This window comes from Brevibacillus sp. LEMMJ03, assembly GCF_007197875.1.
Taxonomy (GTDB): Bacteria; Bacillota; Bacilli; order Brevibacillales; family Brevibacillaceae; genus Brevibacillus; species Brevibacillus thermoruber.
Genome location: NZ_VKJN01000011.1, coordinates 41022 through 55580, shown reverse-complemented (window position 1 = coordinate 55580; position 14559 = coordinate 41022). Strand labels below are relative to the sequence as shown.

Below are 14559 nucleotides of genomic sequence, written 5' to 3'. Positions count from 1 at the left end.
CAATTCCTCCCCCTTTTCCCGCACGCTACACGACCGTGTTGGACAGTTTGTGTTTGGCGATTTCTTCGGCGACTTTTACCGCTGCCGCCGTCATGATGTCCAGGTTGCCTGCATAGGTGGGCAGGTAGTCTCCCGCCCCCTCCACCTCCAGAAAGACCGTCACCTTGTTTCCGTCAAAAAGCGGCTCGCTGCGCAGACGGTACCCGGGCACATACGACTGGATCGACTCCACCGTTTGATAAATGGACCGGGTGATCGCATGCCGGTCCATCCGCTCCGGATCAACCAGCGCATACACCGTATCCCTCATCAGGATCGGCGGCTCAGCCGGGTTCAGGATGATAATCGCCTTTCCCCGTTTCGCTCCCCCGATCAACTCCAGGCCGCGGGCGGTGGTTTGCGTGAATTCGTCAATGTTGGCGCGTGTTCCGGGTCCCGCACTCCTGCTGGCAATCGTCGCCACGATCTCCGCATAGTCCACGGGAGCCACCCGGTTTACGGCATGAACGATGGGAATCGTGGCCTGCCCGCCGCAGGTGATGAGGTTGACGTTGGGTTCGTCCAGGTGGGCATCCATGTTGACCGTCGGGACGACAAACGGGCCAACCGCAGCCGGCGTCAGGTCAACAGCCGTTTTCCCCGCCTGTTTCAACGCTTTGGCATGCCGGATGTGAGCCTTCGCCGAAGTGGCGTCAAACAAGATGTCCGCCAGTTCAGGCCGCTCCAAAAATCCGCCGAGTCCGGAAGCAATCGCCGCGTACCCCAGCTCGCGTGCCCGCTGCAGCCCATCCGATTCCGGGTCAATCCCGATCACGGCGGTCAGCTCCAACACAGGTGACCGGCGCAGTTTCATCATCAAATCGGTGCCAATGTTTCCCGAGCCGAGAATGGCTACCTTCACCTTAGCCAATTCAATCCCGTCCTTCCCCTTGTTCTATTTCAAAGAGGCAAACCTCACGCTGACTTCTCCCAGGTGGGCAAACCTGGCCTGAAAATGATCGCCTGGCGCGGCATTTACGGCTGCTGACAAAGCGCCGGAGAGAATCACTTCTCCCGCCTTCAGCGGAATGCCGAATTCGAATAATTTGTTCGCCAGCCAGGCCACGCAGGCTGCCGGGCTGCCCAAGGCGGCGGCGCCGACGCCGGTGTTGGCGATTTCCCCGTTTTTGTAGAGAACCATTCCGATCTGAGCCAGATCAACCCGATCCACCGGAACCGGTTTTCCCCCCAACACATAGAGACCGGAGGAAGCATTGTCGGCAATCGTATCCGGCAGGGTAATCTTCCAATCCGCCACCCGGCTGTCGACAATCTCCAGAGCCGGAAGCACGTAATCCGTTGCCAGCAGCACGTCAAGCTCGGTCACCCGCGGCCCGATCAGATCGCGTTTCAGCACGAAGGCGATTTCGCCTTCCACTCGCGGCTGCAGGACACGGTGAAACGGGATTTCTCCGCCATTTTCCACGACCATGTCATCCAACAGGTGTCCGTAATCGGGCTGGTCCACCCCCAGCAGTTTTTGCATGGCCAGCGAGGTGAGCCCGATTTTCTTGCCCACCACCCGCCTGCCTTCCTGAATCTTTCGTTGAATCGTCACCAACTGCACGTCATACGCTTCCTTCTCGGTGATCGCGGGGTCGAGCGCGGTGATGGGCTGTACCCCACGCCCTTCGGCTGCGGCCCTGGCCAGATGGTCGGCCAACTCGACGGCTTTTTGCGAAGCGCTCATCGCCGGTGTCCTCCTTTTTACAGCTTGATGCAAATGTTGGTCAGCTCCGAGTAGAATTCAAAGCTGTGAACGCCGCCTTCCCGCCCGATGCCGCTCTGCTTCATCCCGCCAAACGGGGTGCGCAGATCGCGGAAAAACCACGTATTCACCCAGATGATTCCCGCTTCGATCTGTCCCGCGACGCGATGCGCGCGCCGCAAATCGTTGGTCCAGATCGTCGCGCTCAGTCCGTAGTGGGTATCGTTTGCCTGTTCAATGACTTCTTCCTCGGTATCAAACGGCGTAACGGTCACGACCGGACCGAATATTTCCTCCCGCACCACCCGGCAGCTTCGATCCACTCCCGTGATGATGGTCGGTTCCAGGTAGTAGCCTTTTTCCAATCCTTCCGGACGGCGTCCGCCCAGCAAGATGGTGCCTCCTTCCTGCCGGGCCAGCTCGATGTACTGGGTAACGCGCTGATAGTGCTCCTCGCTGATCAACGCCCCCACCTTCGTCTTTTCATGGAACGGGTCACCCACCAGCAGTTCCTTCGTTTTGGCGGCGAATTTATCGAGAAATTCCTGATAGGCGGCGCGTTCCACATAGATTCTCGAGCCGCACAGGCATACTTCCCCCTGGTTGACAAAACTTGATTTCAACGTGGTGTCGATCACTTCATCCAAATCGGAATCGGCGAAAATGATATTCGGATTTTTTCCGCCCAACTCATAGGAAAGGCGTTTCAGCGTTTTGGCGGCGGCCTGCATGATGATTTTTCCGGTTGTCGTTTCACCGGTAAAGGTGATGCCGTTTACATCCGGATGTTCCACCAGCGCGGAACCGGCGGAATCAGGCCCAAATCCATGCACGACGTTCACGACGCCGTCAGGGATTCCCGCGTCGCGGCAGATTTCAGCCAGCACCGTGGCCGTCATGGGCGTCAGCTCTGCCGGCTTCATCACCACCGTATTACCCGCAGCCAGGGCGGGAGCCAATTTCCACGTCAGCAAAAGCAGCGGCAGGTTCCACGGATTGATGAGTCCCACCACGCCCAAGGGACGGCGAATGGCATAATTGATCGCCACGTCATCCGATTGGGAGGCCTCCGTGCCGATCGTGCGCACATAATCGGCGAAAAAGTGGAAGTTGTAGGCGGCACGCGGGATGTCCACGCTTTTCGAGAGCCACAAGGGTTTTCCCGTATCCAGGGATTCCAGAATGGCCAGCTCCTCTTGTCTCTCCAGGATGAGATCCCCGATGCGCCGCAGGACTGCCACCCGTTCATTGGCCGTCATGCTGCGCCAGGGGCCGCGCAAGGCTTTCCGGGCCGCCTGCACGGCGAGATCGATCTCCTCGGGACCGCCTTCCGCCACCGTGCCCAGCACCTCTTCCGTTGCCGGGTTGATATTTGGAAACACCCTGCCGTTCACGGAAGGAACAAATTGACCGTTGATAAAATGCAAGCAGTCGATCGCTTTCGTTTTTGGCTGCAGACCAGTGGTTGACATCGATTTCCCTCCAAATTGTTTTTATATTGTTTTGATTCCGGCAATTCAGGATGCAAAGGTAATCACCGCGTTCCCGCTTCCCGATGACTGCGCATACCCCAGGAATCTGGCCTGGTACCGACTGTCTAGGACACCCAGCAGCGCGGCCAAATGGCGCCCGCCCGATTCCACGCCGGCAAGCCGGGCGTATTGGGTGAGCATCTCGCGGGCCCGATCGTATTCCCCCGTGAGGAGATACTGGATAAACTGATTGTCCATCGCCTGTTCCGACAAGGTCGGCATTTTGTCCGGCCCTCTGACCAGATTGTGAGACAAGGCCCCGCTGCTTACAAAGACAGCGCGTTTGCTGCTCGACCGCAGGACCTTCCCGATTTGCTGCCCCCACAGATGGCTTTCGTCCAGACTGGATGCCAGGCATACCGAGAGATCGACAACGGGTACATCTCCCTGGGGAACCAGATACCGCAGCGGGACAACGGTACCGTAATCCCAGGTATACGTCGGGTCGTGAAATCCGATCACGGGTATCCCGGCGCTTTTGCCCGCTTCGACAAGCTGGCCTGCCAGCTCCGGGTCCCCCGGATAATCGTAGGGAACATTGGCGATCAGATCGGGGCATTCCACCGCGGTCAATACCCCTTTATGGCGCGGAGCCACATTCACGTAATGATGGAAAGTTGCCGGAAAATGACACGACATCAGCACAATCACGTCTGCCTGAACCTCCCGGATCGCAGCGGCTGCCTGGCGCATCCCCTCGACCAATGCCTTTTGAAAATCGGGAGCCTTCTCCTCATGGCAAATGCGCGGCACATGAGCGGCCAACATCCCCAAAGATAGCGGCATCATGCTCACTCCTTGCTTTCGGTAATGGTGTGGGATGAGATTGTATTCCTACTATAGCTCGCTGAAACCGCTAACAAAACGTCCGCGTTCTGATATGGTGAACGCGGACAAATTTTTTCCCACATTTTTTTCTAGCGTTTTCACTTTAAGTCAAAATATTCGAAATATATTGATATAATGGAGGCAAAATCAGGAGGGAGGTCTCTCGATGGCAGGGAACCACGAAAAACGAATGCTGTCTTCACTGACGAATGCCCTTCGCATCCTTCGCTCGTATTCCCTTGACAAACCCAGTCAGGGGATCACCGAATTGGCCGCTTCTCTCAAGCTGGGAAAAAGCACGGTACACCGGCTCGTATCAACCCTTTCCCACGAAGGATTCCTCGTGAAAGACGCCGAAACGCAAAAATATCGGCTGGGTTTTTCCGTGTTGGCGCTGAGCGGAGTGGTCACGTCTACACTGGACGTTTATCACGAATCCTCGCCCGTTGTTCGCAAACTGGTGGACACGGTGGGGGAAACGGCGCATATCGGGATCTTGGAAGGCAGCGACGTGATCTACATCATGAAAATCGAATGCAATCACCACGTCCGCTTTTTAACCCACGTCGGAAGGCGAAATCCGCTGTACTGCACCAGTTCCGGCAAAGTGCTGCTGGCCCATAAGGAACTGCCCTTTATTCAAAAGGTCATCGAAAACGGTCTGGTCAAACACACGGCCAACACCATCACCGATCCGGCCCTGCTCCTGCAGCACCTGCAAAAAGTCAAAAAAGATGGCTGTGCGACCAGCTACGAGGAGCTGTTGGAAGGCGTCCACTCCATCGCCGCTCCCATCCGGGATTACACAGGACAGGTCGTCGCCGCCATCACCCTCGTGGGTCCGAAACAGCGGATGACCCGGTCCAAAATTCCTTTTCTGATCAAGAAGGTGAAAGAGGCCGGGCAGGAAATCTCGGAAAAATTGGGGTACTATAAACGGCAGTAAAACGAAACAAGCCGACGCCAGTCGAGTGCCGGCGTCAGCTTGCCAACTAGGTGTTTTTCCCAACGTCTGCGAGACAGGGTCTTGCCCACTGCTCTGTTTTCTTCCAATAACCAACGAGAACGGCGGCTACCAGTCCCCATGCACCGGCAAAATAAAATCCCGCTGCCAGCCCCATTGCCGAATTCAGCACGCCGGCACAAAACGGTCCGGCGAACATGCCGATCGCGTACAGCGCCTGATACATCCCCATCGCCGTGGCTCGTTTTTCATGGGGAATGGTTTCGATCGCCATCGCCAACAGCGGCGGAAAAAGCAGTCATCGTGCCCAGCCAGAACGGCGCATGCCATCCCCATTGATTCACAAGATAACCGCTGACACACATACCGGTGAGCTGCGCCAGGACCACCACAAACGAAATCCTGCTCATTGCGCGATGAACGTCCCGGTCTGTAAAGTAGCTGGAATACAGGACGGTGAAAGCCACCCACGTTGCCGCGGCCACTCCGGCCAGAGAGCGGGATACCAGTACCCATCCCAGACTGTCCGTTAGCGCAAACAGCAGACAACTGCACGTACCGATTGCCAGTCCCACGCGAATAAACGGCATCCTTGCCTTCACAAGATCCGAGAAGATGCCAAAGGGCACACGGCATGCACATTGCGCGAGCCCGTAGCTGCTCAACACCAGACCGATCCACGCATACGTGCCCCCCAACGATTCCAGGTAGGGAGACAGAATGGGAACATAGAGAAAATGCGAAACCCAAAACAAAAACGAAACCGCCCGAAACATGTATCGGTCTCTTGCTCGTGAATCCTGCGCCATCCGCTTTACCACTTGTGACAATCCGCTTTTCCCGAAGACCCGAATGCGCGCATGTTCCGCTTCACCGTCTCCCTGACTGCCTCTCTTGCCCGCCCCAGATAGATTCGCGGATCGTACAGCTTCGGATCGTCTTCCAGGGCACGGCGAATCGCTTCGGTACAAGCCATCTGATTCTCGGTGTTCACGTTGATTTTCGCCGTCCCCAGGGAGATGGCTGTCTGGATATCCGGGACGGGAATGCCTGTGCCGCCATGCAGTACCAGCGGAATCCCCGTCGCTTTTTGAATGTCTTTCATGCGGGCAAAGCCGCCCAAATGGGAAAGATATCCGGGACTCACGGCCAGAATGACAGGGGATCGCTCCTCTTCCGCAGCCTGCAGGATCGCTTGCGTGAATTCCAGGTTGTTCAGGTTGAAATGACCAACGGCATAGTGTTCGTCCAGCGCATGCTGCAGCATCTGTTTCATGGAAACCAAAGGCATGCCTCATTCTCCTTCCCCGCTCCGGCACTTCCGGATATAGCGTTCGATCTGCTCCACCGTCGGCATCGCCTCCGAGCAGCTGTGGGAGGAAATGACAATCGCGGCGGCGGCAGCGCCGTATTCCATTGCTTTTGGAATGTCCCATCCCTGCATCAGCCCGTAGATCACAGCGGCTGCATAGGCGTCTCCCGCCCCAAACGTCTTGACCACCTTCGCCGGAAAAATCGTCCCTGCAAAACACTGGCCGTCGTTGGTGTACGCGATGGAACCGTCTTTTCCGTGTTTGATCAAGACGATCCTGGCCCGGCAGTCAAACCACCTTCTCGCCGTGACGGCGTCATCGTGACGATCGTTGCGATCGAAGCGCTCCATCCTGTCGAATTCTTCCAGGGTGCCGAAAATGACGTCGCACTTTTCGGCGGCCAGTTTGTAGTAGATCGCCGTTTCTTCCGGAGAGGTCCACGTGTACGGACGGTAGTCGAGATCAAAAAACGTCACGACGCCGTGCCTTCTCGCATAGTCCAGGGCGAGAAACACCGCTTCACGCGACGGGCTTTTCGCCAGCGCCGTACCGGAGATCAAGATCGCTTTGGCATTCCTGATCGCCTCTTCGTTCACGTCGTTCGGTTCCAGCCGCAAATCCGCCGCATTATCCCGGTACATCAGGATGCTGCATTCGGTCGGGCTCTTGATTTCGGTAAAGGCGAGCCCGGTTACGCTGCCCGATTGGTCAATGATCACCTGGGAGGTGTCAATCTGATTTTGTTTCAGGTAGCCGACGATAAACCGCCCCATCTGATCGTCCGCCACCCGTCCGATAAACCCCGTTTTCATTCCCAACCGGGACAAGCCGATGGCGATGTTGGCCGGGGAGCCGCCCACATATTTGGTGAAGGTCAGCGTTTCTTCCATCGGGCGGTTGATTTCATTGGCATTCAAATCGATGCACAGCCTGCCGATTGCGATGAAATCGGTCGGTTTGCGGCTGTCAAACGTCAGATTGTTCATGGTCACATCCCCTTCCCTTCCAACCCTACCGGCCGGCCTGTTTGCTTGCCATCACCCACTCGTGGGCCGGATCGTTCCGAAACTTCCACGTGCGAACCGGTCCCGCCATGACGTTCAAATAGTAGACGTCATAGCCGGGCGGGGCGGAAACGGGGTGGTAGCCTTTGGGAACCAATACCGCATCACCGCTGTGCACGATCAGCGTCTCGTCCAGCGAACGGTCGTCCGTGTACACGCGCTGTACGGCGAAGCCGTGACCGGGATGGATTTTGTAATAATACGTTTCCTCCAGATGGGATTCATGAGGCAGATTGTCCTGATCATGCTTGTGCGGAGGATAGCTGGACCAGTGTCCTTCCGGTGTGAACACTTCGACCACCAGCAAGCTGTCCGCCGGTTGTTGTTCCGGCAGAATGTTGTGAATTCTTCTCTCGATGTTGCCCGCTCCCCGCTCCTCAACGCCGACGTCTGCGGGAGGAATCAGGCGGGCGGGGTACGTTCCCTTTCCCGGAGCCAGACAGACCGCCAGTTCAACATCCGTTACGGCTTCCACTTCATAGAAATCGCCCGGGGGGACATAGACGGAATAAGGCGGGATTTTTTCAAACACATTCATGCGCTGGCCGATGCTTTCCCACGCTGCGCGGCCGGTGGTGACATGGGCGATGCCCGTCAACAGAACGATGCACACTTCCTGATCGCCGGTTTGCCTTTTCAAGGTCTGCCCTTTTGGCAGCGCGTACACGTCGAATCCGACGTACCTCCACCCTGCCGATTCCGGAGTAACGCATAGAACCTTCCCTTCTTCGTCCGGTCGGGAACCGGGAACAATCAACGTGCTCATCTTCTCCCCCCCTCCTAATTCTTGGTTCACCGCTTTGACTGCCCGGATGGTTGCCTCGAGATAGTCCTTCGCCCTTTGCGCATAGGTGTAGGGATGGGCGGCGGCCGGGTCCTGTTCCGCTTCGACAATCAGCCAGCCCGTGTAGTTGTTTTCCATCAGCTTCTGAATGATCGGCGCAAAGTCAATGCATCCATCGCCCGGCACCGTGAACATTCCCTTCTTCACCGCACTGCGAAAATCGATGTTCTGCTGCCGGACGTGCTCCAGAACATCCCGGCGGACATCTTTCAAATGGACGTATTGGATCCGGTCCCCATGGTTCTCTAAAAGCTCCAGCGGATCGTATCCTCCGTACAGCGCATGCCCGGTATCGTACAGCAAATGCACCAGGGCCGGATCCGTCATCTCCATGATCCGATCGATTTCGTCCGCCGTTTCCACCACAGTGCCGGCGTGGTAATGATAGACGAGCTTCATGCCGTGTTCCCGGCACAGCCGGGCCGCCCGATGCAGCCCCTCCACCAGCGATTCCCATTCGTCTTCCGTCAGTTTGTGGATCGCCATATCGTCCGGCGAACGCCGGGGATCCCAATGCATCGACCCGCCCATCTCGCATGCGATCACATGCTCGCAGCCCATTTCCTTCAGGTACCGCACCCATGTGCCAAAGGCCTGCAGTTCCTCTTCCAGGCGATCGGCGTCCGAAAACAGCGTCCCCACAAACTTGCTGGCAAGCTGTATGCCGTACGCGTCCAGTTTGGCCTTCAGCGTCGAAGGATCCTGCATGAAAAGGCGTCCCATTTCGGTGGAAACATACCCGAGAGCAGACATTTCGGACAAGACCTGATCCTGCGTGTAGTGGTCGCCGAGGCCGGGAATATCGTCATTGACCCAGCCGATGGGGGCGATTCCGATCCGGAAGGGATTGGTTTGCCTCATCTCATACACCCCTGTTCTGGATTAGTATTGTCGTGCGTGTTTCAGGTTCTCTTCCTTTTCCCGATAAGCCGCTCTCACCCTGGGATTGTGCGAAGCCCCCGCGATGCCGACATGCCACCATGATTCATACCCGCCGGTCATCGTCTTCGGCAGCACCTTGATGTCGATCAAGGTCGACACGGTTTGCTGTTTCGCGTCCGCGATGGCTGCCCGGAGTTCATCCGTCGTCCGAACCCGGTATGTTTTCACGCCGTATCCGGCGGCGCTTTGGGCGAAATCAACGGTCATCAGGCCGCCGTCCAAGCGGCCGGTTTCCGGGTTCCGATATCGGAATTCCGTTCCGAAGCTGCCCATGCCGTTTCCCATTTGCAGGTTGTTGATGCACCCGAACGAGGCGTTGTCAAACAGCAGCACATTGATTTTTTTGCCTTCCTGGATGCTCGTCACCAATTCGGAATGCAGCATCAGGTAGCTGCCGTCCCCCACCATGGCATAGACTTCCTTGTCCGGTTCCGCGATTTTGACGCCGAGCGCCCCAGCTATTTCATACCCCATGCAGGAGTAGCCGTATTCCATGTGGTAGGTGTTCGGCCGGCGGCATTCCCACATTCGCTGCAGATCGCCGGGGAGGCTTCCCGAGGCCCCGACGATAATCGCGTCCTCCTCAATCAGGGCGTTCACCAGGCCGATCACTTCGGTTTGCGTGAGGCAGGATTGAAAGGTGTCCGCAAATTCGGGCAGCACCTCATCAAGCTGGCCGGCCACTTCCGGCTTGAACCCTTCCTTCCGGTACTGAACGCGGCGCAGGCGGTCCCGCTCGACTTTCCACGCCTGTTTGGCCTTTTCGATCTCATCCGTGTACCCGGATCGGTATCCGATCTTTTCCAGCTCTGTTTCCAGCGCAAGGAGGGCCAATTTGGCGTCAGCCACGATTTTCACCGCGTCCAGCTTGCTCGCGTGATAATCGGAAACGTTGATGGTGACCACATCCACTTCCGGATGCTGAAACAAGCGCTTGGAGCCCGTTGTAAAGTCGGTAAACCTGGTGCCGATCCCGATTATCACATCCGCCTCTTTGGCGATCAGATTGGCCGCCAGGTTTCCGGTCACGCCAATGCCTCCCAGATTGTACGCATGACCGCTGTCCACCGCACTTTTCCCGGCCTGGGTCTCCCCGTACGGGATGTGAAACTTCTCGGAAAAGCGCCGCAGCGCATCAGCCGCGTCGGCGTAACGAACCCCTCCGCCGCAGATGATGATCGGCTTTTTCTTGTTTCGCAGCAGGTCCACCGCATCGTTCAGCGCCGATTCGCTCGGAACGCGGCGGTCAATCCGATGGACGCGCTTTTGGAAAAAATACTCGGGAAAGTCATAGACTTCTCCCTGTACATCCTGGGGGAGGCAAATGGTTACGGCCCCTGTATCGGCCGGATCGGTGAGCACGCGCATGGCGTTGATCATGGCGGTCATCAATTGTTCCGGCCGGTTTACCCGATCCCAGTATTTGCTGACAGCGCGGAAGGCGTCATTGGTGGTGAGGGTCAAGTCATGGCCGTGTTCAATCTGCTGCAGAACGGGGTCCGGCTGCCTGGTGGCAAACGTATCGCCCGGCAAAAGCAAGACCGGTATCTGATTGGCGGTAGCCGTCGCAGCGGCTGTAATCATGTTGGCCGCTCCGGGACCAACGGACGACGTGCATGCCATGATTTGCCGGCGGTGCTTTTGCTTGGCGAACGCCACCGCGGCGTGTGCCATGCCCTGCTCATTTCGTCCCTGGTACACTTCCAGCTCTCCCGCATCTTCTTCCAGCGCCTGGCCAAGACCCAGTACATTCCCGTGGCCAAAAATGGTGAAGATCCCCTTTACCAACCGCTCCTGCCTGCCGTCCCATTCGACATACTGCTGCTGCAAAAAGGCTACCAACGCTTGCGCCGTTGTCACTCTCCTCGTCTTCATCCCGTTCGTGTCCCACCTTTACTCTGGTGTTGCGCATTCTGCCGGAACTCATCCGATTTCGAAGTATTTGCGCACGATGTTTTCCGTCGTTTCTTTCGCCACTCGGATCGTTCTCTCCACATCCCATTCCCAGTATTCCGGGCGAAACAGTTCGATCGACACCATGTCCCGATAGCCGATCTCTCGCAAGGTACTGAGGATGGATTCCAGATCGATGGCGCCTTCTCCCGGCCATACCCTGTGATGATCCCGCAATGCGCCAACAGGCAGATCTTCACAGTCATCGATATGAACCACAAACAATTTCGTCGGGTCTGCGTTTTGCAGGTCCTGTATGCGGGAGTTCATCGCGTGGAAGTGAAAGCAATCCAGCACGATTCCCACATTGTCTCTGTTCACTTCTTTTACAATGTCATACGCTTGATCAAACGTATTGACGGAACAGTTCGGATATCCGCAAAACTCCAGGGCTAATCTGGCGCCGTACGGTTGGGCCAGCTCTGCCAGCTCATGCAGGACTCTCGCGGTTTCCTCCTTAATCTGTGAGCGGGTATAGTCTCCAATGTCAAAGGTGGGAACAACGACAATGGTGCTGCAGGCGAGGGTTTCGCCCATTTGACACAGGAATTGCAAGTCATCGATGATTTGTTGATACCCGGCCTTGTCTCTGAACGTGACAAACTCCAAGGCATTAAAGGCGTAGGGCTTGATTCTGTGCGTGTCGAAGAAGGATTTCAAATCTTCTGCCGCATGTTCCCGCAAATAGTCCCTTAGCTTATCCAGCCTGATTTCAATGTAGTCATACCCGTACGTTTCACACAGCTCCAGATCGTTTTGAAGCGTCGAGTATTTCATGGTCGTCGCCTGGTTAAACGCTACTTTCATACATCCTCCCCGGTTCCGTTTCAGGATTTTTTGTTTTTCCGGGCATCGAGAAAGACAGCCGTGACAATGATCGCGCCCTTCAAGATCTGCTGCCAGTACGAGGATACGTTGAGCAGGTCGAGACCGTTGTTCATCACGCCGATGATGAGCGCCCCGATAATGGTGCCGCCAATCGTTCCGATCCCGCCGGAAAGGCTGGTACCGCCAATCACCGCTGCGGCGATCGCGTCCAGTTCATACATGACGCCTGCCGTCGGCTGACCGGACGCGATCCGGGACGTCAGGATGATCCCCGCGATCGAAGACAGCAAACCGGCGTACGCGTAAATCATGATTTTATACCTGTCGACCGGGATCCCCGCGATCTTCGCCGCCTGTTCATTCCCGCCCATCGCATAGACGTATTTGCCGAATTTGGTTTTGGTGAGCAGGAGATAGGAAACCAGACCGACCAGCGCAAAAATGAGGATGGGAACCGGTATCCCGAAAACAGCCCCTTGGCCGATGAACTTGAAGGAATCCGATAGATTCCCGATCGGCCTTCCGTCACTGAAAAGCAGCGCCGCCCCTCTCGCCCCGGTCATCATCCCCAGAGTGACGATAAACGGCGCAATATTGCCTTTGGCAATAATCGTTCCGTTGATGACTCCCGCAAGAAGCCCGATTCCCAGTCCGATGGCGATCGGAACCACGAGCGGATAGCTGTCCGGATGCGCGAAGGTGGCGACTGCCACGGACACAAGAGCAATCACCGAACCGGATGAAAGGTCGATCCCCGTGGTGATAATGACCATCGTGACGCCGATCGCCACAATGCCGACGATCGACATCTGCCTCACGATATTCAGCAAATTGCCGGACGTAAAGAAGGTGGGCGACAGAATCGACATCACCAGGATCAACGCGATCAGAATGAAAAGCATCCCGTATCGCCCGAAGATGCGGAAGGCCGTTTCTTTCCAGTGGCGTTTCCCGGCTGCTTCGGACTTTTTTGGTTTGTTTGCGATCGTCACTTCACTGTTCATCCGCACGTCCCCCAGACTTGTATGAATCTAGCTGGCGATCAGTTCTCCGGTCGCCAACTGCATGATTTTTTCCTGGGTCGCCTCCTCTCGGCGCAATTCCCCCATTTTTCGTCCTTCGTGCATCACGATGACCCGGTCGCTCACGCCCAAAATTTCCGGAAGCTCGGAGGAAATCACCACGATGGCTTTGCCTTTTTTGGCCAGATCCGCAATCAGTTGGTAGATTTCAGATTTGGCCCCCACATCAATCCCGCGTGTCGGCTCATCCAGGATCAAGATGTCGGGATCGTGAAGCAGCCACCGGGCAAGCAGCGCTTTTTGCTGATTTCCGCCGCTCAGATACTTGATCGTTTGATGCAGGCCCGGCGTCTTGATGGCCAGTTGATCACACTGCTGCCGACAATCGGCCTGGATCCGCCTGGTATCGAGAAATCCGCAGGTTGTGTAGCGGTCGATGTTCACGGCAATCATGTTGTCCTGCACCGAGAGCGGGAGGAACAAGCCCGTTCCCTTTCTATCCTCTGTCAAAAATCCCATCCCGCACCGAATCGCATCGCGCGGCGAACGAATCACCGTTTTCTCGCCTTTCACCACAATGTCACCCGAATCGGGAGGAACAATCCCGAATACGCTTTCCATTACCTCCGTTCGGCCGGAACCCATCAACCCCGCAAAGCCGACAACCTCTCCTCGGCGAACTTCAAAACTGACGTCCTCGAATTTCCCCTTTCTGGTCAGATGGTTGACTGCCAGCACAACGTCTCCGATTTCCGCACGCTTTTTCTGAAACACGTGATGCAGTTCCCGTCCGACCATCATTTCGATCAAGTGATCTTTGGTGATGCGATCACTCGGTTTTGTGCCCACGTACTTTCCATCGCGCAATACCGTAATCTCGTCCGTGATTTGCGCCAGTTCTTCCATTTTGTGCGTAATGTAAATGATGGACACGCCCTCTTTTTTCAGCGATCGAATGATGGCAAAGAGATGTTGGACTTCTTTTTCGGTGATCGCGGAGGTCGGTTCGTCCATGATGATGAGCTTGGATTGGCGGGAAATCGCCTTGGCGATCTCGACCATTTGCGTATGGGCAATGCTGAGGTCAACCATCTTTGCTCGCGGGTCGATGTCAATCTCCAGCCGCTCAAACAGCCTTCTCGTGTTTTCCTCCAGCTCCCTTTCTTTCACCCACCCCGTAAAACCGTAACTGGGCTCTCTTCCCAAAAAAATGTTTTCGGCGACCGTCATGTAGGGGATCGGGCTGAGCTCTTGGTGAATCATCGAGATCCCTTTGTCGAGCGCGTGTTTTACGTGGGACAGCTTCAGCTCTTCCCCGTCGAAGGTAATGACCCCGCTGTCCGGGCTGTACATCCCGATCAGTATTTTCATCAGCGTTGATTTGCCCGCGCCGTTCTCCCCCAGCAAGGCGTGTACAGTCCCTTTCCTCACCTTGAGCTGTACGCGGTCCAGAGCTTTTACTCCCGGAAATTCTTTTGAAATATTCTCCATTTCCAGGATGTACTTGCTATGCATGACGCCT

The 14559-nt window shown here is 56.3% G+C and carries 14 protein-coding genes and 1 pseudogene; 1 reads left to right on the top strand and 14 read right to left on the bottom strand.

The features are described 5' to 3' along the window. Positions 1–25 precede the first annotated feature (25 nt). Genes FOI68_RS14850 through FOI68_RS14835 form a run of 4 tightly spaced genes read right to left on the bottom strand, consistent with a single transcriptional unit; the run spans position 26 to position 4065 of the window. Positions 26–910 (bottom strand): acetaldehyde dehydrogenase (acetylating), encoded by an 885-nt coding sequence (locus FOI68_RS14850; protein WP_143863635.1) that lies wholly within the window; start codon positions 908–910, stop codon positions 26–28. A 24-nt stretch (positions 911–934) separates the two neighbouring features. After that, the gene (locus FOI68_RS14845; RefSeq protein WP_143863634.1) at positions 935–1729 is read right to left on the bottom strand and encodes a 2-keto-4-pentenoate hydratase; all 795 of its coding nucleotides are present in this window, start codon (positions 1727–1729) and stop codon (positions 935–937) included. Positions 1730–1746: 17 nt separating this feature from the next. Continuing rightward, positions 1747–3219: an aldehyde dehydrogenase gene (locus FOI68_RS14840; protein WP_044897853.1), complete on the bottom strand. Its 1473-nt coding sequence runs from the start codon at positions 3217–3219 to the stop codon at positions 1747–1749. A 45-nt stretch (positions 3220–3264) separates the two neighbouring features. Next, positions 3265–4065, bottom strand: coding sequence for a DODA-type extradiol aromatic ring-opening family dioxygenase (locus FOI68_RS14835; RefSeq protein ID WP_029099859.1), 801 nt, complete (start codon positions 4063–4065; stop codon positions 3265–3267). 208 nt (positions 4066–4273) lie between these two features. On the opposite strand from FOI68_RS14835, the gene FOI68_RS14830 reads away from it, so the two are divergent. Next, positions 4274–5053, top strand: a complete 780-nt coding sequence (locus tag FOI68_RS14830) for an IclR family transcriptional regulator (protein ID WP_143863633.1) — start codon at positions 4274–4276, stop codon at positions 5051–5053. A 46-nt stretch (positions 5054–5099) separates the two neighbouring features. Here the strand turns inward: FOI68_RS14830 and FOI68_RS24370 are convergent, their stop codons facing one another. The 10 genes and pseudogenes from FOI68_RS24370 to FOI68_RS14785 all read right to left on the bottom strand — a co-directional run bounded on the left by FOI68_RS24370 (position 5100) and on the right by FOI68_RS14785 (position 14552). Further along, positions 5100–5345, bottom strand: coding sequence for an MFS transporter (locus FOI68_RS24370; protein WP_483296173.1), 246 nt, complete (start codon positions 5343–5345; stop codon positions 5100–5102). Beyond that, positions 5320–5847, bottom strand: coding sequence for an MFS transporter (locus FOI68_RS14825; protein ID WP_483296172.1), 528 nt, complete (start codon positions 5845–5847; stop codon positions 5320–5322). The genes FOI68_RS24370 and FOI68_RS14825 overlap by 26 nt, the downstream gene beginning before the upstream one ends. A 38-nt stretch (positions 5848–5885) precedes the next feature. Next, complete coding sequence (locus FOI68_RS14820) at positions 5886–6362, bottom strand: class II fructose-bisphosphate aldolase (RefSeq protein WP_143863632.1); 477 nt, start codon at positions 6360–6362, stop codon at positions 5886–5888. A gap of 3 nt (positions 6363–6365) precedes the next feature. Then, positions 6366–7370 (bottom strand): 5-dehydro-2-deoxygluconokinase, encoded by a 1005-nt coding sequence (iolC, locus tag FOI68_RS14815; protein ID WP_143863631.1) that lies wholly within the window; start codon positions 7368–7370, stop codon positions 6366–6368. A 25-nt stretch (positions 7371–7395) separates the two neighbouring features. Then, the gene (iolB, locus tag FOI68_RS14810) at positions 7396–8214 is read right to left on the bottom strand and encodes a 5-deoxy-glucuronate isomerase (protein ID WP_143863690.1); all 819 of its coding nucleotides are present in this window, start codon (positions 8212–8214) and stop codon (positions 7396–7398) included. A gap of 60 nt (positions 8215–8274) precedes the next feature. Further along, a pseudogene (gene iolE, locus FOI68_RS14805) lies at positions 8275–9153 on the bottom strand (myo-inosose-2 dehydratase); the annotation flags it as partial. Between the two features lie 21 nt (positions 9154–9174). Beyond that, positions 9175–11109 (bottom strand): 3D-(3,5/4)-trihydroxycyclohexane-1,2-dione acylhydrolase (decyclizing), encoded by a 1935-nt coding sequence (iolD, locus tag FOI68_RS14800; RefSeq protein ID WP_143863630.1) that lies wholly within the window; start codon positions 11107–11109, stop codon positions 9175–9177. A 48-nt stretch (positions 11110–11157) separates the two neighbouring features. Next, positions 11158–11994 (bottom strand): sugar phosphate isomerase/epimerase family protein, encoded by an 837-nt coding sequence (locus FOI68_RS14795; protein ID WP_143863629.1) that lies wholly within the window; start codon positions 11992–11994, stop codon positions 11158–11160. 20 nt (positions 11995–12014) lie between these two features. Then, entirely contained in the window at positions 12015–13025 is a 1011-nt protein-coding gene (locus tag FOI68_RS14790) for an ABC transporter permease (RefSeq protein ID WP_483296171.1), read from the bottom strand. A 21-nt stretch (positions 13026–13046) separates the two neighbouring features. Continuing rightward, a complete protein-coding gene (locus FOI68_RS14785) occupies positions 13047–14552 on the bottom strand; it encodes a sugar ABC transporter ATP-binding protein (protein WP_035295354.1) in 1506 nt (501 codons plus the stop codon). Positions 14553–14559: the final 7 nt, after the last annotated feature.

What these genes read in the sequence shown, in the direction of transcription:
- FOI68_RS14845 (WP_143863634.1), bottom strand. Translation starts at nt 1,729, where the DNA reads ATGAGCGCTTCGCAAAAAGCCGTCGAGTTGGCCGACCATCTGGCCAGG.
- FOI68_RS14795 (WP_143863629.1), bottom strand. Translation starts at nt 11,994, where the DNA reads ATGAAAGTAGCGTTTAACCAGGCGACGACCATGAAATACTCGACGCTT.
- FOI68_RS14840 (WP_044897853.1), bottom strand. Translation starts at nt 3,219, where the DNA reads ATGTCAACCACTGGTCTGCAGCCAAAAACGAAAGCGATCGACTGCTTG.
- iolD (WP_143863630.1), bottom strand. Translation starts at nt 11,109, where the DNA reads ATGAAGACGAGGAGAGTGACAACGGCGCAAGCGTTGGTAGCCTTTTTG.
- iolB (WP_143863690.1), bottom strand. Translation starts at nt 8,214, where the DNA reads ATGAGCACGTTGATTGTTCCCGGTTCCCGACCGGACGAAGAAGGGAAG.
- FOI68_RS14835 (WP_029099859.1), bottom strand. Translation starts at nt 4,065, where the DNA reads ATGCCGCTATCTTTGGGGATGTTGGCCGCTCATGTGCCGCGCATTTGC.
- iolC (WP_143863631.1), bottom strand. Translation starts at nt 7,370, where the DNA reads ATGAACAATCTGACGTTTGACAGCCGCAAACCGACCGATTTCATCGCA.
- FOI68_RS14825 (WP_483296172.1), bottom strand. Translation starts at nt 5,847, where the DNA reads ATGTTTCGGGCGGTTTCGTTTTTGTTTTGGGTTTCGCATTTTCTCTAT.
- FOI68_RS14830 (WP_143863633.1), top strand. Translation starts at nt 4,274, where the DNA reads ATGGCAGGGAACCACGAAAAACGAATGCTGTCTTCACTGACGAATGCC.
- FOI68_RS14820 (WP_143863632.1), bottom strand. Translation starts at nt 6,362, where the DNA reads ATGCCTTTGGTTTCCATGAAACAGATGCTGCAGCATGCGCTGGACGAA.
- FOI68_RS14785 (WP_035295354.1), bottom strand. Translation starts at nt 14,552, where the DNA reads ATGCATAGCAAGTACATCCTGGAAATGGAGAATATTTCAAAAGAATTT.
- FOI68_RS24370 (WP_483296173.1), bottom strand. Translation starts at nt 5,345, where the DNA reads ATGGCGATCGAAACCATTCCCCATGAAAAACGAGCCACGGCGATGGGG.